Consider the following 23,420-nt stretch of genomic DNA (forward strand, 5'->3'; position numbering starts at 1 on the left):
TCTCGGGGGAATAGACATGAAAAGAATATCAATTAGCCGCAAGTTACTTATGGGTTTCTCATCGGTACTGTTATTACTGGTGGCTGTAACGGTTATAGCGTATACCCAATTTGTATCCATTGAGAAAACGTATACAGAATTAATTAATAATAGAACAAGTAAACTATTGCTCATCAAAAATATGACGATAGATCTTAAAACACAGCAGATTGCTTTGAGGAATTTTGTGATGGAAGACAATGAGGTTAACGAGGATGAATTCAATAAGGCATATGAAGACTACATAGCGTTAAGCAAGGAGTTACAATCAACGGTTACAAGTCAGAGCATGAAAGACTACCTCACCCAATCAGATGAAGCGATGAGTAAGTATCATCAATTTGCCAAGAATATTATGACACTGACAAGACAGGGGAATAACAGCGAGATCTCGAGACTAATGCAGGATACGGCTCCAGCTCTGATCGGTGAGTTTGAAGCCATTGTCAATAATATGGAGAAACATCAACAAGACTCCATGGATGCTGGCGTTGTGAATGCCAATCTTCAGATTGCTCAAGTTCTTCGTTGGATTACTATTATTGGGGTCGCTTCCATTCTCATTGGAACACTCGTTGCGTTCATCATAGGCAGACTGATCTCCCTGCCTGTCGCTGCAGTTGCTCAAGCCGCAAGTCGCATTGCGGAAGGGGATTTGACTGGTGAACCTATTACAGTTCGTAACAAGGATGAGATTGGTGATCTGGCCCAAGCCTTCAACATCATGTCCGGGAATCTGCGTACACTTATTCATCAGGTTGGGAATAGCGCAGAACACGTAGCTGCTTCTTCCGAAGAACTGACCGCAAGTACGGAGCAGACATCCACCGCCACGGAACAAGTGGCCATCACGATGGGGGAGATTGCGACGGGAATGGATACCCAGGTACGGATGGTCAGTGACGGATTCCAGACGATGACTGAGTTGACGACAGGTTTTCAGCAGGTTACGGTGAACACCTTAAATATGTCGGAGGAAGCGACGAAAGTTTCAGCGAAGACGGTATCTGGCAGTGAGTCCGTTGAATCCGCTGTAGGACAAATGAATTCCATACATGATACGGTCTCAGGTCTGTCGGCAGTTATCGAAGAATTGAGCAGACATTCTCGGGATATTGTGAAAATGGTGGAGAGCATCTCTGAAATATCAGCCCAGACCAATCTTTTATCCCTTAACGCTGCCATTGAGGCCGCTAGAGCTGGTGAACATGGGAGAGGGTTCCAGGTTGTTGCCACAGAGGTTCGTAAATTATCTGAACAATCAGCACGTTCAGCGGAACAGATTGTGCCTTTGGTAGCCTCCATGGAGAAGGGGATGCGGAACGCTGCTCAATCCATGAGTTTAGTGACGGCAGAGGTGCAAGAGGGAATTGAACTTGTTCACCAGGCAGGTGCTACATTTAATGAAATTCGGGAAGCAGTTGGTAATGTAGCGGGTCAAACACAAGAAGTCTCTGCTTCAATCGAGCAGATGTCAGCAGGTGTAGAGCAGATTAGTATTTCCATGAAAACCATTATGGAAGTGACGGAAAGTGGAGCAGCGGGAACGGAAGAGGTGAGTGCTTCTTCAGAGGAACAGTTGTCTGCAATGCAGGAGATCGCTTCCGCAGCCAATGATCTCTCGTCCATGGCAGAGCAGTTGCAACAGACTGTCCGTCAATTTAAAGTTCAATAAATTCCGGCTTAAGAGTAAAGTGTGGGTGAAAGGTTGGGCGTAGGCTTAAGTAGCCTCTCACATAATAAAGGGTGTCCGTGCAGCTAACTGCTGTCGGGGCACCCTTTTTGGTCTTGATCTAGAACCATGTGCTGCAAGATAAGATAGGTTAACGAATAGCGACTTTATACGTCCGCAACCAGGTATTGATCTGCGTTAGATAGGCGAACAGTTGTGGACCAGACATTAATTGTCCGAACCATGGGAGATTGGATGCGGCATCTGCAGAAGAAGCTAAATTACGAATTTGGGCTTTGTCGATCAAAGGCAAAATTGGCGAGGTTGGATCGTCCAGTATGTCAAGGACCTGTTGTTTAACCGCGGCCAGATATTGCGGATTATGTGTTTTCGGGTAAGGACTCTTTTTGCGATATAACACATCATCAGGCAGGACACCTTCGAGTGCTTTGCGCAGAATACCTTTTTCCCGCCCGCCCGTTATTTTCATCTCCCAAGGGATATTGAATACATATTGAATCAGGCGATGGTCACAGTATGGAACCCGCACTTCCAATCCTGCCCCCATACTCATCCGATCTTTGCGATCCAGAAGTGTAGGCATGAAACGTGTAATGTTCAGGTAGGACATCACCCGCATTTGTGCATCTTTACCCGTTTCACCATCCAGAAGAGGCACTTCAGCCACTGCATCGGAATAGCGGTCTGCCAAATAGTCGAGTGGCCGAATCCATTCCCGAATATCCGGGGATAATAGCGCTGCTCTCATGTCAGGTGCTACAGACCACGGGAACGTACCGGAGTTCAGCATATCTTCTCGATGGAACCAGGGGTAACCGCCAAACACTTCATCCGCTGCTTCGCCTGAAATGGCAACCGTGGCCCCTTTTTTGATCTCTTTACAGAACAGATAGAGCGAAGAGTCTACATCTGCCATGCCTGGCAAATCTCTTACTAGCATGGCCTGTGTCAGGGCATGAACCAGTTCTCCGTTCTCGATCTCAATCCAGTGATGATCGGTCTTGAGTTCATCTACCATTCGTTTAATCCAGGGGCCGTCTGCACCTGGCTGAAAGGAATGCGCCTGAAAATGCTTGGCGTTATCCACATAATCGACAGAATACGTACTGACTTGGCCTTGCCCGGTCCGGTTGTAATAATCCACGGCTAAAGCAGACAAGGCACTGGAGTCCAGTCCTCCTGATAAAAGAGAGCATACTGGGACATCCGAAGCCAACTGGCGCTCCAGTGTATCTTGCAAGAGTGTTCGCACTTCGGCTGCTGTCTCTTCCAGATTATGTTCGTGATGCAGGCTTTCCAGTTTCCAGTAGGCATAGGTTCGGATCCCGTTTCGGTTGTAGATCAGTGCGTGCCCAGGCTTGAGTTCACTCAGTGAAGAGTATACACCGTGTCCTGGTGTCCGCGCAGGTCCTACAATAAACACTTCGGCCAACCCTTCCGGGCCAACCGCGGCTTCTACATCTGGATGAATGAGCAGAGCTTTGGGCTCTGAGCCGAATACGAGTGTGTCTTTGGCATTACTGTAGAACAGAGGTTTCACGCCAAGGCGATCTCGTGCCATAAAAACCTGTTCGCGTCCCCCATCCCATATGGCAAAAGCGAAAATACCGTTAAACCGGTCAACGCATGCCGGTCCCCACTCGATATAAGAGGCGAGCAACACTTCCGTATCACATTGCGTGCGGAACGGATGCCCCCGCTGGAGCAATTCCTTTTTCAACTCGGGTGCATTGTATAGTTCTCCGTTATACACGACGGTATAGGAGGTATCTCCCTGTAACGCATGCATGGGCTGTGCCCCGTTCTCGGGGTCCATTACACTAAGACGCCGATGTCCAAAGGCACAAGGATTGGAGATCCATGTACCTGAAGCGTCGGGTCCCCGGTTCGACAAGCTATCCGTCATACGGACCAGCAGCTCTGATTCCTGGGTCAGATCCCGATTCCACTGTATGAAGCCGGTAATACCGCACATGGTTTGTTCATCCTTTCTTGGTCGAGTCATTCATCCGTATGGCTGCTTAATTACGGGCAACCAGCAAATGTTGTCTTTTTCGTCAGAGGTCGTAACAAATATATGCCGAAAGCAGGCATAAAATGTCTGTCCTCTTCGGAAACTAGTTCTAGGGACAACGACCTAAACATGCCTGTGAAGGAGAGAACGTGCAATGGACAGTATGAAGTATTATGTGTCTGTCATGGGCCGCTCCGTTATTCCGGATCCGTCGGTAACATCGTATGAATGGATCATTCAGGCAACGCCGCAGGAAGCGGAGCACTTACTGGGACTGCTGAGCCTCATGCAGGAAAAGGAGGAAGAGGCCTTTCCTGGCATGGTGTTCCCATGGCCAGATACACCGGAGGAGTCCGTAAACCGGGCGTATGAAACGATATTACAGCAGGTGTATCGGGAGATTTACCGATTGGGCACACCGGAGACACGATACCAGATTGAACAAACGACATGATAAGCACAAAAGAAAAGGAGCGCGATGAGCAATGTATGCCATTCAAGATGCTAAAATACGCAGATTAACCGAGGTAGATGGATTATCTTGTGCAGAAGTGGAAGTACAACCTGGAAATGCCGGAGATCCGTCATTACTTGTATACGTGGCCTCTACTCAACCTGGAAATTCACTGGAAGTCGTTCGGATTGTACGCAATCACTCTGATTCAGCGATCGACTGGTATAACAATAATATGCACACCGCATTTGAAGAGGCGACAGAAACCGCTTTTGAGAACAGCGAAGGTATGACGGTGGAGGAAGATAAGGCTCAGTTTCAAAATGAGTTATTTGCCTTTGGTTTGCTTGGTCCAACGCTTCAGCGTTATCTGATCGGAAAGGCTTAACCGGGAACGTTTGTATAAGTTGGATTGATGGATGGCAGAATAGGAGTTCCATGTCGACCATACATCGATAGTAAACGAATTGTTCTAACCACAGCTGCAACTGGAAAACCCCGCTGTTAATAAACAGCGGGGTTTTGTTATGCAAGTCAGTCCGGGCGGATAGGTGATCAAGCGTACTCACGCAGCACTTGAATCCCTTTGACCACGTTATATACAAAGCTTAATCCGTAGATCACAAAGAATAGAACGACAAAGCCGACGGCTGAACCCAAACTATGTGCAGTCACGAAGAAATAAAATAGCGGGATGGCAGCAAGAAAGGGGAATACATGTGAGAATAAGGCGCGTTTTGCATGTCCTTCAATGTAAGCATCCTTGGCAACAATCCATACGATGATTGGAAACAGGAACGGGGCAAAGAAAATACTAAAGTAGGATAGGGCTGATAAAAGTTGTCTCATGACGATTCTCTCCTTCAATGCATCATTGAAATGTATGTATGCAAAAGATTACCCAGCAATTCTAACATTGAACATGCCTTATGTTAATCTTGCTCTAAATGTCCCCATCTCCTCAATATAACCTGGTTCAAGCAATCATATTCTTAAAGGGAATGGAGTATGAGAATAATACCGAAAGTACATTTAGAAAGGTTGTTCCAAAATTCCGAATTTGATTACGAAGGATGCCTGTGGAACTCGCATTGAAGTATAATTATTAATTTTTTTATAAAACTATTGAAAAATATAGAAATCAGAGTATAATAAGAACCGCGCCGAAAATTTATAATACATATTTGTCTCAGTAGCTCAGCTGGATAGAGCAACGCCCTTCTAAGGCGTCGGTCGGGGGTTCGAATCCCTCCTGGGACGTAAAAAACAAGAAGCTTCCTTTGGGAAGCTTCTTGTTTTACGTTCAGGGGAAGAGAACCCCAATGGTTCGTCGGAGCATTCGCTTCGTTAGCACCACTTCGCAGTCTCGACTGGAAGGAGAGTATCCCTCCTGAATTCGTTTATTGGTTATACCTATAAACAATATAGAATTTATATATTTAAGTAATAAACAATTCTGTGCCACAATGAGGATATCAATAACGGAAGCGACGGTGGTATCCATGAAATCAATAAATCAATGGCAAGCAGATGACTATGACAACAAACTGGCTTTTGTCTCCGAATATGGCAAAAACCTGATCTCTTGGCTTCAACCTCAAAAAGGGGAATACATTCTTGATCTGGGTTGCGGTACGGGGGATTTGACGTACGAAATTTCTCTCGCCGAAGCTGAAGTTGTTGGTATGGATGCATCGCCGGACATGATTCGCCGTGCGAGGGAGAAATTCTCTGAAATTGAGTTCGTGGAAGGAGACGGTCATCAGTTTGAGACGAATAGACAGTATGATGCCGTCTTCTCCAATGCTGCCTTGCACTGGATGCGAAGTCCGAGATTAGTGGCGGACAGTATATGGAAATCTTTGAAGCCCGGAGGGCGATTTGTAGCAGAATTCGGTGGTAAAGGGAACGTGCAGACTATCGTGAATGCCTTGGAAGAGGTTATCGAGCGAAACACGGGCATTCGTGCTTCTGAACGTAATCCTTGGTATTTTCCGTCGATCGGAGAATATAGCTATATTTTGGAACAAGGCGGATTTCTGGTGCGTCATGCCTATCACTATGACCGTCCTACCAGATTGGAAGATGGTGAGCAGGGTATAGTAGGCTGGTTGGCTCATTTTGGAGGAGACTATTTTGAAGGTTTCAGTCATGATGAGATACAACAAATATGCCATGAAACCAGTCAGATCGTGGTGCCTAAACTTTGGAAGAGTGATGCTTTGTATGCAGATTACAAGCGTCTGCGTATTGAAGCCGTGAAGCCGGAATGAAGTTGATTTTGTGATAGTTATCGATGTTAACCGAATTGATTTTATGCTTTGTACACTAAATAACTTTACCATATACCAAGATTCTCTTGCTGACAAAGAGGCGCTTGGTCTTTTTTTTGATGCATTATTTTAAAAATAAAATATTCGAACGACAAATAATTACAAGTAGATATTTTTATCATACTCAAGACCCATATAAGTAATTTTTATATCATTTATGTAAGTATTTAGAAGGAAAATGTGGTATTTTGATAGAATAATTTACCAAGGGTCAATCTTCTTGCAGATAGGTGGTGAAATTGGAGTGCGTATTGCAGTACGCACAAACAGCAGGAACCCATCATTTGGTGAGGTATTCACATTTAAAAGGAGGGGCAAAGCCTTGAGTAAACGATTGATATCCACGTTATTAAGTGTTCTGATGGTCTTTTCCATTATTCTCCCCGCGGCTGGAGCCGCTCCCGCAGATTCATTTATTCAGCTTGAAAACTTACCGAGTACAGCCGAAGCCAAACAATGGAGAGAAATTCTTGCAGGACGGGAAGCCAAACTTGCCGCAGATCCATTTTTGGATAAAAGCCTGGAAGGGCTGGGTGGAGAGAACACCCGAGTGATCGTTGAGCTTTCCACTAAACCTGTTGCAGTAGCGCAAGGTGAATCAACCCTCTCCGGAAAATCTTTTACCTCCTCTATGGAAACAAAGGCTGTGACTCAAGTTGAGCAACAACAACAGTCATTTGTACATAGCCTCACTCAGAAGAAAATCAAACATGAAGTATTGGAAGAGTATGCATATGCCCTAAATGGTGTAGCGATTGAGCTTAAAGGAAACCAAGTGGGACAATTGCTTCAAATACCTGGCGTGGTCAGCGTATATCCTGACCTTGAAGTTACAATAGCGCCTGAGACCGATGAAGTGAACCCGTACATGAAAGACACGGCGCCTTTTATTGGTGCACCTGAAGTATGGGATCTAGGTTACAAAGGAAATGGCATCAAAGTGGGTGTCATCGATACAGGGATTGACTATGAGCATCCTAATTTGCAGGAAGCTTACAAAGGCGGATGGGACTTTGTTGGTAACGACAATGATCCGTATGAAGCGACATATCAGGAATGGAAAAGTTCAGGGGAACCTGAGTTTAACGAAAGGGGAAGTGCCTTTTACACATCCCACGGTACGCACGTAGCTGGTACCATTGCTGCTCGTGAAGCAGGGGATTACGGGATTGTTGGCGTTGCTCCTGAAGCAGATATCTATGCATACCGTGTACTTGGGCCGTATGGTAGTGGTCAAACCTCATGGGTGCTCGGCGGAATTGATCGTTCCGTTGAAGATGGCATGGATATAATTAATCTCTCTTTGGGGAATGCCGCTAACGATCCAAGTTATATTACCTCGGTAGCCCTGAATAATGCGATGCTGTCTGGTGTGACAGCAGTAGTTGCCAGTGGCAATGACGGACCGAACCGCTATACACTCGGTTCTCCGGGGGCATCTGCCATGGCCATCACTGTAGGTAACTCCACGGGCCCTAGCCAGCTTATTACAGCGGATACTCACTTCTGGATTGGTGAGGAAGGCGAAGAGACTCTGCCTGAGCAACAACCGGTGCCAGAGGTTGAATCATCTCCTGAACTGGGGACGGCATCTGGAACAGAAGAGCCTGAAGGTTCGGAGCAAGGTGTACCCGCAACTGCTACTGAAGATAGTGCAGCAGCTGTGGAGGATGTGGTTTCTGACGAAGCTGGAGTTTCGAATGTAGAAGAGGCTGCAACTGAAGAAAATACGCCATCTGCATCACCTTCTGCACCAGTTGAAGCTTCTCCTGAAGCTGCTCCTGTGGAAGAAGAGCCTGTAATTGCTCCAACTGAAGCTCCACTGGCTGTTACAGAGTCGGTTTACCGTTTGGATGTGATGGGATGGAGCCTGTCAGCAGACCCTGAGACTGTTTTGACTGGGAAATATGAGCTTGAATTTGCAGCACTGGGTAAGCCCACTGATTTTGAAGGTAAGGATTTTACAGGCAAAGTGGCATTAATACAACGTGGTGAACTCGCATTTGTAGAGAAAATCGCCAATGCCAAAGCGGCTGGGGCCGTGGCTGTTATTGTATATAACAACATTCCGGGCCCAATCGGTGTAAGTCTGGGAGATAACTTTGAACTCATTCCAACACTGAGCATGTCCAAGGAAGATGGAGAGGTTATCAAGGCTGAGTTGGACGCAGGCCAAGCCGTTGAAGTGAGCTTTAGTGATTTTGAACGCAGCCAAACGCCGGGTGATGAAATGAATTCATCCAGTTCACGCGGACCTGCCAAGGTAACACTGGACATCAAACCGGATATTGTTGCACCAGGTACAAGCATTCTGTCTACGATTCCTGCCTACGGCAAGGATGAGCCAGACGCAGATTACGCACAAGCTTATGACCGTAAATCAGGTACAAGTATGGCTACACCTCATGTAGCAGGGTTGGTTGCACTGTTGATTGAGAAGCATCCGGACTGGACGCCATTTGATATCAAAGTGGCGCTGATGAACAATAGTAAAGTGTTGGATACAACCCAATTTGATGTATTTGATCAAGGTGCTGGCCGTATTCAAGCAGTGAATACTATTGATCCTGCTGCTTTTGTCAAAGTGCTTGATGTAACTCAATATACCGAAAGTGGCGCTGTTGTTGAAAAGGAGAATATCACCGGAAGCATCAACTACGGTAATTTCCTGAGCACAGATGAAAAGACGATTACCAAAACGATTAAAGTTGAAGCGCGGAATGGCAGTGGAGGGGATTACACTGTAAATGTGAATCCAACTCGTAATGTTGCTGGTGTATCCGTTGCGGTAGACAAGAGTTCCTTCACACTGAATGGTGAGGAAGAGCTTGCAGTGACAATTACCGTTCCACGAGGGGTTACTGCGACTACAGAAGCACAAGGATACATTGAGTTCTCGAACGGAACCAATACATTTACTGTGCCATATGTTGCTCATTTCAACGTTACGTTGAGTGGAGTTAAATATATTGAAACCGTAAAAGGCACTGAAAAAAATCCTTTCCACTATCCATTGAAGGCTGATGGTACATTGGATACGCTTAATGTAGCGATGGAATTCTACAATCCGATGACATTCGCCCTGATTGAGATTTTTGATGGTCTTAATCCGGAAGGTGGATATTATCAAGATGGTTATATCGGTTCCATTTTCGGTAACTATTATAATTTCAATGCTAACGCAAGATATAATCTTGCCTGGGATGGCACATATGCGGATTACACAACCGATGAAGTGACAGAGATTCCGGATGGTTTATACACCGTTGATATCACTACTATTGGAACGGACGGCAAAACCTATAAGGAAGACACTTCGCCATTTTTGGTGAAAAAGACAGCTCCGGCTGTAACTGCACCAGAAACATTGGAGTTCAAAGCGGATGAGTCTGCTGTCCTTAATGGTAGCGTGGAAGATTTGTACTTCCGTGTTGCGCCTGCGCTTGCCAGCGGATGGGACATTGCTTTTGATGCGGCAGCTTCCCTGGAAGCAACGTATGTTGTGAGTAAAGAAGATGGTTCGGTTTATAAAGAGGGAGGCTTTGAGGTACAAGCTGATGGCACCTTTAGCCTTCCTTTGCAAGGAATAGACGCAGGTGAGTATGCCGTTGAACTTACGGTAAAAGACCAACAGGGGCTTTCGGGTAAAGCCAATACAGTACTGAAGTTGGAAGCTGTGGAGACCGAACCTGAAACTCCAGCTACCAAGGCTCCGGGTACACCTGTATTGTCTCACAATAACTGGATAGGTAACGGCCTGCCAGAGGGTTCGTATATCGTTTCCATGAACCTATGGTGGGGCGAGAACGGAACTAGCTACAAGTTATATGAGGACGGGGTTCTAATTGATACGCAGAAGTTGACTTATAACGCGCCTTGGGCGCAGTTTGCTCAGACGAAAATCACAGGCAAAGCCAATGGCACATATACGTACGTGGCTGAGCTCACTAACGACAAGGGAACAACGCGGAGTCAGACGTTGACTGTTAAGGTTACCAACGCAGCGCCAGGCAAAGCAGTTCTATCTCAGGATAACTGGGACGGCGATGGCAATTATAAGGTGACCATGAACCTGTGGTGGGGGACCAATGCTACCGAGTATCGTCTCTATGAGAATGATAAGTTGATCGACACGCAAGAACTCCGTGCGGTATCACCTCTTGCGCAAAGTGCTGTGACTAAACTGTCCGGCAAAGCATCGGGTACGTATACGTATCGGGCCGAGTTAATTAACGCAGCTGGAGTTACCAGCACAGACACGATTAAGGTAAAAGTGAAGTGAGTTCTTCCTCATTGAAACTGAGTAAACTAATGAAGGAATTGTTCTAGCATAAACGGCCTCCATCCTGATTTTCGAGGATAGAGGCCGTTTTGTTTTAATTTATTTTTTGTTAATGAATGGTATGACTAACCGATCATCCGATTTTTACTGGCTTGAAGCCCTGCGATTAATAAAGCAATGGCCAGAATGACCTGAATGAGCAACGGAAGGGTCCATCCTTTTGTCCAGTCATGAAGCATGCCGAACAGTAGAGGTCCCACTGCCGCCAGCATATATCCGAAGGACTGGGCCATACCGGACAGGCTGGCAGCTTGTCTGGCATCTTTTGAGCGAAGGACGAAGAACATGGTTACCAGTCCAAACGAAGCTCCGGCACCGATTCCGGCCAATGTGACACCGATGGTAACGAGCGAAGCGATGCCACTTAGCAATAATGCATACCCGACAATTAATGAAGAGCACGTTATCGTGGTTAGAACACGCTGATTCTGCGTTCGGCCGGCCAGGATCGGAACGATAAAGGTAGCCGGTACACTAACCATCTGCATCAAGGAGAGCATCCACCCTGCTGAAGTGGGGCTGAACCCTTGCTCGGCGAGAATTTCGGGTAGCCAGGTAATCGTCGTATAGAATATTAGAGATTGCAGACCCATAAATAAAGTAATGAACCAGGCTAGTGTAGAGGTCCTTAGACGCACGGGTGTCCCTTCGCTCTGGGAGGTAACATATAACATCTGCTTGCGTCCTGCTGCGATCTGGGGGAGCCACAAGAGAAGCGCAAGTATGGACAACAGGGCCCACATACCTAACGAAGCGCGCCAACCCATAGATGTAGATCCGGCTAGGGGCACGCTCACGCCTGAGGCGATGGCGCCAAAAATGTTCATGGATACAGAATATAATCCGGTAACGATCCCCACCCGCAATGGAAAATCACGTTTGATCAAACTTGGCAAAAGCACGTTGCTTAATGCAATGCCGCATCCCAATATTGCGGTTCCGGTATATAAAGAGAGAACGGAAGGCAACAAGCGTAATGCCACTCCGATGGTCACAATGATAACAGCCAATAGCAGAGCAGATTCGAGTCCTAACCGTTTGGCAAGACGTGGTGCAAAAGGAGAGACTGCTGCAAAGGCGAGCAAAGGTAGTGAGGTCAGAAGCCCGGCCATCGTATGGCCGATACCTGTATCTGAGCGGATCATCTCCACTACAGGTCCGGTTGCTGTGATCGGTGACCTCATGGTAGCGGCGATAACGATAATGCCTGCTAATAACAGGCCGAATCTTTTGGATGTCGAAGAATGTTCTTCCTCGGCATGGAGGGACGAGTGCTGCTGTATTGAAGATGACATTGATAAAATCTCCTGTTTTCTATGAAGTTGATATGTATGGATTGTTACATTATCCACTTCGCAAGCATAACATTCCGTGTCAATATTGAGCAATGAAATGAAAAAAGCACCCACAAGAATGCGGAGCTCTGACGATCATGGTCCTGACAAACCTCTAACGAATCGCAGAGGTCTTATAGTAATGGATAACCGCTATGCGCAGATTCTAATGAGCCTCAGCAACGTTAATCAAGTAATCTACTGCAATCTGAGTGAGTTAATCCGCCGGAATGGTGAAATAAGCTCTCTAAAATTCGTTAGAACTCCATGATGCTGAAATTGGGTCTAATAAAGTGTCCTAGGTTCGTTAGATCTTCGATACTAACAACGATATTAAGAAATGGTGACCCATGGAATGAGCTAATGCAAACATTTTGATGAAGCGACATAGATATGTAACGAAGCGAATGCTTCCCGACGAACCGTTGGGGTTCTCATCCCCAAAACGCAAAAAAAACTTCCCGAAGGAAGTTCTCTTTTTTACGTCCCAGGAGGGATACTCTCCTTGCAGTCGAGACTGCGAAGTGCTGCTACCGAAGCGAATGCTTCGACGAACCGTTGGGGTTCTCATCCCCAGAACGCAAAAAAACTTCCCGAAGGAAGTTCTCTTTTTTTACGTCCCAGGAGGGATTCGAACCCCCGACCGACGCCTTAGAAGGGCGTTGCTCTATCCAGCTGAGCTACTGAGACATGAATTTTTTCAAGCAAAATTGATTTTATCATATGCATACAGGAATATCAAGCATTTTATTTTAATCTGTTTTTCGTATATGATATTTGGCGGCAGTAACGTTTTTTTCATTATATTTACGGTTATGTTAGAATATCAGGAGAACTCAAAAAATAGATCGACATTCGTTTTAATATATACATCTATTTAAGTTGATTCCAACTGGAGATTCAGGATATAGAGGAGGTGCTCCCATTAAGGAATCCACGACCCCGGAAACCGAGCATAACAACAATATTGTGCTGTTTCCTAAGACGCTGGACTATTACCAGATTCAATTGACAGTTATGCTTGAAAATGAACGGTATGGTGAAGCGATGAAATTGCTTCACTTTTTGCTGCAATGTCAGGGACAGGAAGAGCGCCATTATGATGAATGGCGGGCCCTGCTCGAATGGCTTCAGGCGGCGTTCCCTCAATATGAAGAAACCTCGCCTGCCATTCTTGAAGAACGGGAAGAGGAAGAAGAGATCAGTGAGGATGACATGGCACGGCATCATGCTCGAATGAAGCTTGAACAGGATGATGGATATGCAGATAAGATGCTTCGTACTGTAATGGAGGAGCCGCTATCCGAACAGACGATGCTGGCCTTGGAGCAGCTGGCCTATCTGGATCTACCGAAGATTGACGAGGCACTTACCCATTGGTTAAAAGACAAGACGCTTCACCCTTTGCTTCAATTTCGGGTGTTGCAAACCTTGCGTCGCCGAGGTGTTCAAGGTATGATCCAGTTTACGAGAGGCGAAGAGCAGGTTGAAGTCGAGATCGATACGGTGCCTCTTAAACCAGAGGAATTCCCGCTTCAAATTGTTCAGATTCTGGAACGAGTGGCAGATCAGACGGAGGTTCACGAACCTACGCTCTTTTACTTTGCCCAGGAACTGTGGATACAATATGTCATGGCGGTGTATGGAACCCGCGATTATATATCGATGCTGGAAGAAAATGATTCCATGACAGATATATGGGCAGCAGCCCTACATATGACCGTTGCAGACAGTCTAGGTGGTTCGCATGATGAGGAGAATACACGCTCAATGTATGCTGTGACAGGGGCGATGCGCTTTCGACTCGAGCAGGCTTATCGTTCCATGAAACAGTTTGTATCTGCCGGTTTGGACGGGTAATCGAGGCCGGAAACGTTTTCCTTAAACTCTATCAAGGGATTCCCCTTGAAAAAGAATCTAATCTTGTTTATACTAAAATGGTTATTTTGTACGTGATTGCCTACGTGAACATGTGAATTTTGGAGGGGAAAGTATACAATGAAAGCAACTTGGGAAAAGATAGAGAAGAACCTTGGGGTTCTTGAGGTTGAAGTGGATGCGGATCGTGTAACCGCAGCACTCGACAAAGCTTTTAATAAAGTGGTTAAACAAGCAAACGTACCTGGATTCCGTAAAGGTAAAGTACCACGTTCCATCTTCGAAGCACGTTTTGGTGTAGAGAGTCTTTATCAAGAAGCAATCGACATTTTGCTTCCTGAAGCTTATACAGAAGCAATCGACCAAACGGATATCTTCCCGGTTGATCGTCCTGACGTAGATGTTGAACAATTCGCTAAAGGACAAACATTCAAGTTCAAAGCGAAAGTAACTGTGAAACCTGAAGTGACTCTGGGTGAGTACAAAGGAATCGAAGTTGCTGTAGCAAAAGGTGAAGTAACTGAAGCAGACGTGAATGAAGAACTTGAGCGTCTTCAACAACGTCACGCTGAACTCGTTGTACTTGACGAAGGTTCCGCTGCTAACGGCGACGTTGCAGTAATCGACTTCGACGGTTCCGTTGATGGTGTACCTTTCGAAGGTGGACAAGCTGAGCGTTATTCCCTGGAACTGGGTTCCAACACATTCATTCCTGGATTTGAAGAGCAAGTTGTGGGTCTGTCCACAGGTGACTTCAAAGACGTTGAAGTGACTTTCCCAGAGAGCTACCATGCAGCAGAACTTGCTGGCAAACAAGCGGTATTCAAAGTGAAAATTCACGAAATCAAGCGCAAACAGCTTCCTGCATTGGATGATGAGTTTGCTAAAGATGTTAGCGAATTTGACACGCTTGAAGAGTACAAAGCTGACCTGAAAACACAATTGGAATCCCGTAAAGCAGACGAAGCCAAAGCTGCACAAGAAAATGCAGTTGTAGAAAAAGTGGCTGAGAACGCTGAAGTGGACATTCCGGCTGCAATGGTTGACAGCGAAGTACAAAACATGATGCGTGATTTCGACAACCGTCTGCGTAACCAAGGTATGAACCTTGAAATGTTCCTGAGCTTCTCTGGCCAGACTCAAGCTGACCTGAGAGGACAAATGCAAGAAGATGCTTCCAAACGTGTTCGCAACAACCTGGTGCTTGAAGCTGTAGGTAAAGCGGAGAACATTGAAGTATCTGATGAAGAAGTGAATCAAGAACTCGAGAAAATGGCTGAATCTTACAAGCGTCCTGCTGAAGAGATCCGTGGCATCCTCGAAGGTAATGGTTCCCTGGACAGCCTTCGCGATGAAGTGAAACTGCGTAAAACGATTGACGTTCTTGTTGAGAACAGCACAGTTGTTGAACCAGTTGAAGCTCCGGCTGAAGAAGTTGTTGCAGAAGCTGACGAAAAATAAGACAAGCTGTGATCAACTTGTCAGTTGAATAAACGATAAGGCACGTGAATTATTGCGTGCCTTATTTTTAAATTATTACATCCATTTTATAGAAAATGAAGTAATTATATGGATGTAAACTAATTTTACTGATCTGTGTACACTTTTTACATACCTATGTACTTCAAGCAAATAAAAAACGGCAAGACGGCATAGGATGGCTTCAATTTGCACATACATAGAAAACATGGTTAAATATGATCAGGCTAAAAAAGTAATCAAACTGATATCTGACCCCTCTTGTGAAAAATGACATTGTCACAGGAAAGTGTTAGAATGAATTTGGGTTTGCTTTACAGGTGGCCTATGTCTAATTACATGTAGAAAAGAGGTTGGTCTCATGAGTCTGGTGCCAATGGTTATAGAACAAACCAATCGAGGCGAGCGGTCTTACGATATATATTCACGTTTGCTGAAAGATCGCATTATCTTTCTAACCAGTGCGATTGATGACGATGTAGCCAATCTTGTCATAGCACAGCTTTTGTTTTTGGCAGCCGACGATCCTGAAAAGGATATCAGCTTGTACATTAACTCACCTGGTGGTTCTGTCACCGCAGGGATGGGTATATACGATACGATGCAATTTATCAAGCCGGATGTATCTACCATTTGCGTAGGGATGGCAGCAAGCATGGGCTCGTTATTGCTAACAGCCGGTGCACCTGGCAAGAGATATGCGCTGACGAACAGTGAAGTAATGATTCATCAGCCACTTGGCGGTATTCAAGGACAGGCTGCGGATATTAAGATACACGCAGAATGGATTATTAAAACACGTCAGAAACTGAATCAAATATACGTCGATCGTACGGGTCAACCTCTTGAGAAAATTGAGCGGGATACAGACCGTGACTTCTTCATGAGCGCTGAAGAAGCTAAGACGTACGGCATTATTGACCAGGTGCTCAGTAGACCGATCAATTCCTAAAGGGGTGGTTTCATGTTTAAATTTAACGATGAGAAAGGGCAACTGAAATGCTCTTTTTGCGGTAAATCTCAGGAGCAGGTACGTAAGCTGGTCGCTGGACCAGGCGTGTACATTTGTGATGAATGTATCGAACTTTGCACCGAAATCGTTGAGGAAGAACTCGGTCATGATGAAGAAATAGACCTCAAAGATATTCCAAAACCAAAAGAAATTCGTAATATTCTGGATCAATATGTTATTGGACAGGAACAAGCGAAAAAATCATTGTCTGTTGCGGTGTATAATCACTACAAACGGATCAACACCCAAAGCAAGATCGAAGACGTTGAATTGTCGAAGAGTAACATTTTGCTGTTAGGACCTACAGGTTCTGGTAAAACGTTGCTTGCACAAACGATGGCAAAAATTTTGAATGTACCTTTTGCGATTGCGGATGCTACGTCATTAACAGAAGCAGGTTATGTAGGTGAGGATGTAGAGAACATCCTGCTCAAACTGATCCAGGCTGCTGATTATGATGTGGAAAAAGCAGAGCGTGGCATTATTTATATCGATGAGATTGATAAAGTAGCGCGTAAATCCGAAAACCCATCCATCACTCGTGATGTCTCGGGCGAAGGTGTGCAGCAGGCTCTCTTGAAAATTCTTGAAGGAACTGTGGCTTCTGTACCACCACAAGGTGGTCGTAAACATCCTCATCAAGAATTCATTCAGATCGATACAACGAACATTCTGTTCATCTGCGGCGGTGCCTTTGATGGCCTGGAGCAAATGATCAAACGCCGGATCGGTAAAAAAGTCATTGGCTTCAATACCGTTTCTGAGCAAAAAGATCTGAAACCAGGCGAATACCTGGGCATGGTATTGCCGGAAGATTTGCTGAAATTTGGTCTGATTCCGGAGTTTGTAGGCCGTCTGCCAGTCATCTCCACTTTGGAGCCGCTGGATGAAGATACGTTGGTACGGATTCTTTCCGAACCAAAAAATGCGCTTACCAAACAGTACCAAAAATTGCTTGAGCTGGATAATGTGAATCTGGTATTTGAACCAGCTGCATTGCTTGCGATTGCCAAAGAAGCAATTAAACGTAACACAGGTGCACGTGGATTACGTGCCATCATTGAAGGGATCATGCTTGAAATCATGTATGAAGTGCCTTCACGTGAAGATGTTACGAATTGTGTCATTACCGAAGAAGTAGTTGAGAAAAGAGTTGTGCCTGAACTAAGCCAATCGAAGGACGATAAGCAGGAAGAAAGCGCCTAATGAAGGCCTGAATCCCGTTGAACTCTGAAATATAGACTTGTCAGTTCTCCACTTTGGCAGAAGGCGAATTCATGTCTCTGTCAGGGTGGAGCTTTGACGTTGTGGGGAGAGAAATCACTCATGTATTTAAGACAGGATACACGTCCCGTGAAAGTGGGAAACGTAACGATCGGTGGCAGTAACGAAGTCATTATCCAAAGTATGTGTACAACCAAAACGGCAGATGTTGAAGCAACGGTTGCAGAGATTCTGCGACTGGAAGAAGCGGGCTGTCAAGTGGTACGTGTCACGGTGAATAACGAGGAAGCTGCCGCAGCCATCAAGGAAATCAAAAAACGCATTAATATACCGCTCGTAGCGGACATTCATTTTAACTATAAGCTGGCTTTGCTTGCGATTGAGAACGGTATTGATAAAGTACGGATTAATCCAGGTAACATCGGTAAACGTTCCAAAGTGGAAGAAGTCGTGAAAGCATGTAAAGAACGCGGTATTCCAATTCGGATCGGGGTAAATGCGGGGTCTCTGGAAAACCACCTTCTTGAGAAGTATGGGTATCCTACGGCTGATGCTATGGTAGAAAGTGCATTGTATCACATTGGTATTCTGGAAGAGCTTGATTTCCACGATATCATCGTGTCACTCAAAGCATCGGATGTGCCGATGGCCATTGAGGCGTATACCAAAGCAGCTCAGATTATTCCGTATCCGCTGCACCTCGGGATTACCGAAGCAGGTACCCTGTTCTCTGGTACGATCAAAAGCTCTGCAGGTATGGGAGCCTTGTTGTCCATGGGTATTGGTTCTACGATGCGGATCTCACTGAGTGCGGACCCGGTAGAAGAAATCAAGGTTGCTCGTGATCTGCTCAAAACATTTGGACTGATTACAAATGCAGCTACTTTGATTTCCTGCCCAACATGTGGACGTTTGGATATCGACCTGTTCTCCATTGCCAACGAAGTGGAAGAGTATATCTCCAAACTTAAGGTGCCGATTAAAGTATCGGTATTGGGTTGTGCGGTTAATGGTCCAGGTGAGGCCAAAGAAGCGGATATCGGGATTGCTGGTGCTCGTGGAGAAGGTCTCTTGTTCCGTCATGGCAAGATGATCCGTAAAGTGCCTGAAGAAATCATGGTTGAGGAATTGAAAAAAGAGATCGACAAAATCGTCGAAGCTTACGAAGAGACAGGTGTTATTCCTGGTCGTTCGCACTGATTGATTCATATCCTGTCACAACAAAAGCTCGCCAGCAATGGCGAGCTTTTTATATTCTCGTCTACAAATTCCGCATTGCCCGTTTACGTCTCGTTGAAAAGGCTATACTACCAAGTATTAGCATGATCTCATATGAGAATAGGGACAGAAGGAGGATGTTGAGACATGGGTGATTTCGGAATGTTCATAATGTTGATTCAGTTATTTTTTGGAGTGGTGATTGGTTTGTATTTCTGGAACCTGCTGCGTGGCCAGAAAACCAACCGCAGTGCTGTTGAGCGTGAATCTCGCAAGGAACTGGAGAAACTGCGCAAGCTGCGCTCGATCTCACTCACCAAGCCGCTGTCGGAGAAGACGCGTCCAGCTACCATTAATGATATTGTTGGGCAAAAAGATGGGCTTCGTGCCCTTAAAGCTGCATTATGCAGTGCGAATCCGCAACATGTTATCATTTATGGCCCTCCCGGAGTCGGGAAGACAGCTGCCGCAAGGGTTGTGCTGGAAGAGGCGAAGAAGAATCCGTCTTCCCCTTTCAAACCAGACGCGAAATTCACCGAGCTGGATGCAACAACAGCCCGTTTTGATGAGCGTGGTATTGCGGACCCCTTAATTGGTTCGGTTCATGATCCGATATATCAGGGAGCAGGAGCCATGGGCGTTGCAGGTATTCCCCAACCGAAACCGGGGGCTGTGACCAAAGCGCATGGGGGAATGCTTTTTATTGATGAAATTGGTGAATTGCATTCGATTCAGATGAATAAGCTGTTGAAAGTGTTGGAGGATCGCAAGGTGTTTTTGGAGAGTGCGTACTATAACTCGGAAGACACGCATACTCCTGCTTATATCCACGATATTTTTCAAAATGGCCTGCCAGCCGATTTCCGCCTTGTTGGAGCAACGACACGTTCCCCTCATGAACTGCCACCGGCCTTGCGTTCGCGCTGCATGGAAGTTTATTTCCGTCCTTTGTTGCCTGAAGAGATTGGACGAATTGCAGAAGATGCTGTCCAGAAAATAGGGTTCAGTCCGTGTCCGGAAGCCGTTGAGGTGGTCAAGCGATATGCAACCAACGGACGTGAAGCGGTCAATATCATCCAGCTGGCTGCTGGACTTGCGCTGACAGAGAAGCGTGAGACGCTTCAAGCTTCCGATGTAGAGTGGGTGGCTGGTAGCAGTCAGATTCAGCCACGGCCTGACCGAAAGGTCCCTTCACAGCCTCAGGTGGGGTTTGTTAACGGCTTGGCGGTATACGGACCGAATATGGGAACCATTTTGGAAATTGAAGTGTCTGCTGTTCCGGCTCTTAAAGATCAAGGCCGAATTAACATCACAGGCGTTGTGGATGAAGAAGAGATTGGAGGCGGTTCGCGTACACTCCGGCGGAAAAGTATGGCTAAAGGCTCGGTTGAAAATGTGTTAACCGTATTAAAAGCCATGGGTATTCGTCCGAATGATTACGATTTACACGTGAATTTCCCAGGTGGGACGCCTATTGATGGTCCATCAGCCGGAATTGCCATGGCGACTGCCATTACATCAGCCATTCAGGGACGTCCTGTGGATCATGAGACAGCGATGACTGGCGAGATCAGTATTCATGGTCGGGTCAAGCCAATTGGTGGCGTGCTGGCCAAGGTGGAGGCTGCTTTTCAGGCGGGAGCGAAGACGGTTATTATTCCCGCCGAGAACTGGCAGTCCATTTTCGAGAACTTGGATGGCTTGCGCGTTATTCCGGTAGATACGGTACAGGACGTATTCCGTGAAGTGTTCGCCTGGGTTCCGGAACAACAGCTGGAACAGACGAAGCTTGCAGAGGAGACAGTTACCCCTGCACCGGAGATTTTTCCACCGGCATCTGCTTCCTATTTGCGTGCTGACGTGCCTCGTCCAGGACAGGTTACAGATTCGGGAAGCTGCTAAACGCTTCCCTTCATTGGTTTTTTATGTGAACATTTGATAGAATAATGAATGACTACAACCTGAGAGCCATTGGAGGTGCGAAAGCGATGGGACCGAGCAAAGCGAAAGGTCGTCGTTTTCCTTTACTGCCTTTAAGAGGACTTCTCGTCTACCCGAGTATGGTACTGCATCTCGATGTGGGCCGGGAGAAATCGGTCAAGGCTTTAGAAAAAGCGATGGTAGAAGAACATCTGATTCTCCTATGTTCCCAAGCCGAAGTAAATATTGAAGAACCAACACAAGAAGACATTTTCAGAATCGGAACCGTGGCCAAGGTCAGACAGATGCTGAAGCTTCCGAATGGTACGATTCGTGTACTCGTGGAAGGCTTGGAACGGGCTGAAATTATTGAATATACGGACAACGAGGAATATTATGAAGTACTGGCAAAAGAGCTGCCTGAAGAGGAGAATACCCATCCGGAGACGGATGCCTTGATGCGTACCGTTCTGAACCAGTTCGAGAATTATATTAATCTGTCCAAAAAAGTGACACCAGAGACACTTGCTGCGGTGTCTGACATTGAAGAACCAGGGCGTTTGGCCGATGTCATCACGAGTCACCTGTCCTTGAAGATCAAGGATAAACAGGAAATTCTGGAGACCATCGACGTTCGGGAACGTCTGGAGAAATTGCTGGATATCCTGAACAATGAGCGCGAAGTGCTGGAGCTTGAACGCAAGATCAGCCAACGTGTGAAGAAACAGATGGAGAAAACGCAGAAGGAATATTATTTGCGTGAGCAGATGAAAGCAATCCAGAAAGAACTGGGTGAAAAAGAAGGCCGAGCGGGTGAGGTTGAGGAACTTCGCACGCAGATGGAAGAACTCGGCTTGCCGGACAAGGTGAAAGAAAAGGTTGAGAAAGAAATTGATCGACTGGAGAAAATGCCTGCAAGCTCAGCCGAGGGCGGAGTCATCCGCAACTATGTGGATTGGCTGCTTGGCCTTCCTTGGAGCCAGATGACAGCAGATGATCTGGATATCCAAAAAGCCGAGGATGTGCTCAATGCAGATCATTACGGATTGGAAAAGCCCAAAGAACGTGTGCTTGAATATCTGGCGGTCCAGAAGCTCGTCAAGAAGCTTAAAGGGCCAATTCTCTGCCTAGTTGGACCTCCAGGGGTCGGTAAAACATCACTTGCCCGTTCGATCGCGAGATCGCTGGGACGGGAGTTTGTCAGAATCTCTCTTGGCGGCGTGCGCGATGAAGCCGAGATTCGTGGACACCGACGCACCTATGTAGGAGCCATGCCTGGTCGTATCATTCAGGGAATGAAAACGGCGGGTTCACTTAATCCGGTATTCCTGCTCGACGAGATTGATAAGATGGCTTCAGATTTCCGCGGAGACCCTTCTGCAGCGTTACTTGAAGTCCTTGATCCGGAACAGAATAATACGTTTAGTGATCACTTTGTAGAATTGCCGTTTGACTTATCCAACGTTATGTTTGTAACAACTGCCAATACGGTACACAATATTCCGCGTCCATTGCTGGATCGGATGGAAATGCTCAACATCCCTGGTTACACGGAGCTGGAGAAGCTGCAAATTGCGAAAAACTATTTGTTGCCCAAACAGAAGCAGGACCATGGTCTGGAAGAAGGGCAACTGGAAATCCCGGATGACGCGTTGTTGCGTGTAATTCGTGAATATACACGGGAGTCAGGTGTACGTAATCTGGAACAGCAGATGGCTTCGTTGTGCCGGAAAGCTGCCAAGAATATCGTGTCTGGTGTGGAAGGTCAGATTAACATCACATCAGATGAGATCAAAGACTATCTTGGACCTGGCAAGTTCCGTTATGGCATGGCCGAACTGGAAGATCAGATTGGTACCGTAACGGGTCTGGCGTGGACTGAAGTTGGCGGAGATACCCTTGTCATTGAGGTGACTGTTGTGCCTGGAACGGGTAAATTGACCCTTACAGGTAAACTGGGGGATGTCATGAAGGAATCGGCACAAGCCGCATTCAGTTACACACGTTCCAAAGCTACGCAGCTTGGGATTGCGCCTGATTTCCATGAGAAGAACGATATTCATATCCACGTTCCGGAAGGAGCGATTCCGAAGGATGGTCCATCTGCCGGGATTACGATGGCAACAGCGTTAATCTCAGCTCTGACGAACAAACATGTATCCAAGGATATCGCCATGACTGGTGAAATAACATTGCGTGGACGTGTGTTGCCAATTGGTGGTTTGAAAGAGAAATCACTGGCAGCCCATCGTGCAGGTTATAAAAAAATATTATTGCCTAAGGATAACGAACGGGATCTGCGTGACATTCCAGACAGCATCAAGGAAGATGTGGAGTTTGTCCCGGTCGCCCATATGGATCAGGTATTGCAGCATGCGCTTGTTGAGCAGGCAGGAATCCACCTGTAATCCACGTATCCGAAAGGTTCGTATGAAGAGTAGACCGTTCTGCGGAGGCTTCGGCGTCCGCTGGAACGGTTT

15 protein-coding genes and 2 tRNA genes are annotated in these 23,420 nt (G+C 46.3%); 13 read left to right on the forward strand and 4 right to left on the reverse strand.

Annotation, left to right across the window (positions count from 1 at the left end):
- Positions 1 to 16 precede the first annotated feature (16 nt).
- On the forward strand, positions 17 to 1,714 hold the full coding sequence (locus tag ACX9NY_RS29980) for a methyl-accepting chemotaxis protein (RefSeq protein WP_339237141.1): 1,698 nt from the start codon (positions 17 to 19) through the stop codon (positions 1,712 to 1,714).
- A gap of 148 nt (positions 1,715 to 1,862) precedes the next feature.
- Here ACX9NY_RS29980 and asnB read toward each other — a convergent pair whose 3' ends face one another.
- Positions 1,863 to 3,707: an asparagine synthase (glutamine-hydrolyzing) gene (asnB, locus tag ACX9NY_RS29985; protein ID WP_339237139.1), complete on the reverse strand. Its 1,845-nt coding sequence runs from the start codon at positions 3,705 to 3,707 to the stop codon at positions 1,863 to 1,865.
- A 193-nt stretch (positions 3,708 to 3,900) separates the two neighbouring features.
- On the opposite strand from asnB, the gene ACX9NY_RS29990 reads away from it, so the two are divergent.
- Together ACX9NY_RS29990 and ACX9NY_RS29995 are read left to right on the forward strand one after the other, a co-directional pair.
- Positions 3,901 to 4,200 carry a hypothetical protein gene (locus ACX9NY_RS29990; protein WP_339237137.1) on the forward strand — a complete coding sequence of 100 codons (300 nt, stop codon included), beginning with the start codon at positions 3,901 to 3,903 and terminating at the stop codon, positions 4,198 to 4,200.
- Positions 4,201 to 4,231: 31 nt separating this feature from the next.
- On the forward strand, positions 4,232 to 4,588 hold the full coding sequence (locus ACX9NY_RS29995; protein WP_339237134.1) for a hypothetical protein: 357 nt from the start codon (positions 4,232 to 4,234) through the stop codon (positions 4,586 to 4,588).
- Between the two features lie 167 nt (positions 4,589 to 4,755).
- On the opposite strand, the gene ACX9NY_RS30000 is transcribed toward ACX9NY_RS29995, so the two are convergent.
- On the reverse strand, positions 4,756 to 5,049 hold the full coding sequence (locus tag ACX9NY_RS30000) for a magnetosome magnetite crystal formation protein family (RefSeq protein ID WP_253440343.1): 294 nt from the start codon (positions 5,047 to 5,049) through the stop codon (positions 4,756 to 4,758).
- A 337-nt stretch (positions 5,050 to 5,386) separates the two neighbouring features.
- Here ACX9NY_RS30000 and ACX9NY_RS30005 point away from each other — a divergent pair.
- From ACX9NY_RS30005 to ACX9NY_RS30015, 3 genes are all read left to right on the forward strand, one after another.
- Positions 5,387 to 5,460, forward strand: a tRNA-Arg gene (locus tag ACX9NY_RS30005).
- A gap of 242 nt (positions 5,461 to 5,702) precedes the next feature.
- Positions 5,703 to 6,473 carry a class I SAM-dependent methyltransferase gene (locus ACX9NY_RS30010; protein WP_472476636.1) on the forward strand — a complete coding sequence of 257 codons (771 nt, stop codon included), beginning with the start codon at positions 5,703 to 5,705 and terminating at the stop codon, positions 6,471 to 6,473.
- Positions 6,474 to 6,855: 382 nt separating this feature from the next.
- Positions 6,856 to 10,815, forward strand: coding sequence for a S8 family serine peptidase (locus ACX9NY_RS30015; protein WP_472476637.1), 3,960 nt, complete (start codon positions 6,856 to 6,858; stop codon positions 10,813 to 10,815).
- A gap of 125 nt (positions 10,816 to 10,940) precedes the next feature.
- Here ACX9NY_RS30015 and ACX9NY_RS30020 read toward each other — a convergent pair whose 3' ends face one another.
- On the reverse strand, positions 10,941 to 12,170 hold the full coding sequence (locus ACX9NY_RS30020) for a CynX/NimT family MFS transporter (protein WP_339237125.1): 1,230 nt from the start codon (positions 12,168 to 12,170) through the stop codon (positions 10,941 to 10,943).
- A gap of 655 nt (positions 12,171 to 12,825) precedes the next feature.
- Positions 12,826 to 12,899: transfer RNA gene (locus tag ACX9NY_RS30025), tRNA-Arg, on the reverse strand.
- 234 nt (positions 12,900 to 13,133) lie between these two features.
- Here ACX9NY_RS30025 and ACX9NY_RS30030 point away from each other — a divergent pair.
- From ACX9NY_RS30030 to lon, 7 genes are all read left to right on the forward strand, one after another.
- Positions 13,134 to 14,069, forward strand: coding sequence for a hypothetical protein (locus tag ACX9NY_RS30030; RefSeq protein WP_445252843.1), 936 nt, complete (start codon positions 13,134 to 13,136; stop codon positions 14,067 to 14,069).
- Between the two features lie 138 nt (positions 14,070 to 14,207).
- Positions 14,208 to 15,548 carry a trigger factor gene (tig, locus tag ACX9NY_RS30035; RefSeq protein WP_342570906.1) on the forward strand — a complete coding sequence of 447 codons (1,341 nt, stop codon included), beginning with the start codon at positions 14,208 to 14,210 and terminating at the stop codon, positions 15,546 to 15,548.
- 379 nt (positions 15,549 to 15,927) lie between these two features.
- Positions 15,928 to 16,518, forward strand: a complete 591-nt coding sequence (gene clpP / locus ACX9NY_RS30040; RefSeq protein WP_036605886.1) for an ATP-dependent Clp endopeptidase proteolytic subunit ClpP — start codon at positions 15,928 to 15,930, stop codon at positions 16,516 to 16,518.
- A 12-nt stretch (positions 16,519 to 16,530) separates the two neighbouring features.
- Complete coding sequence (clpX, locus tag ACX9NY_RS30045) at positions 16,531 to 17,784, forward strand: ATP-dependent protease ATP-binding subunit ClpX (RefSeq protein WP_253440333.1); 1,254 nt, start codon at positions 16,531 to 16,533, stop codon at positions 17,782 to 17,784.
- 120 nt (positions 17,785 to 17,904) lie between these two features.
- Complete coding sequence (ispG, locus tag ACX9NY_RS30050) at positions 17,905 to 19,002, forward strand: flavodoxin-dependent (E)-4-hydroxy-3-methylbut-2-enyl-diphosphate synthase (protein WP_339237119.1); 1,098 nt, start codon at positions 17,905 to 17,907, stop codon at positions 19,000 to 19,002.
- A gap of 165 nt (positions 19,003 to 19,167) precedes the next feature.
- Positions 19,168 to 20,922 carry an ATP-dependent protease LonB gene (gene lonB, locus ACX9NY_RS30055; protein ID WP_339237116.1) on the forward strand — a complete coding sequence of 585 codons (1,755 nt, stop codon included), beginning with the start codon at positions 19,168 to 19,170 and terminating at the stop codon, positions 20,920 to 20,922.
- 86 nt (positions 20,923 to 21,008) lie between these two features.
- The gene (gene lon / locus ACX9NY_RS30060) at positions 21,009 to 23,348 is read left to right on the forward strand and encodes an endopeptidase La (protein ID WP_339237113.1); all 2,340 of its coding nucleotides are present in this window, start codon (positions 21,009 to 21,011) and stop codon (positions 23,346 to 23,348) included.
- Positions 23,349 to 23,420 lie beyond the last annotated feature (72 nt).

The sequence above is a fragment of the Paenibacillus sp. CB74 genome, from assembly GCF_055687625.1.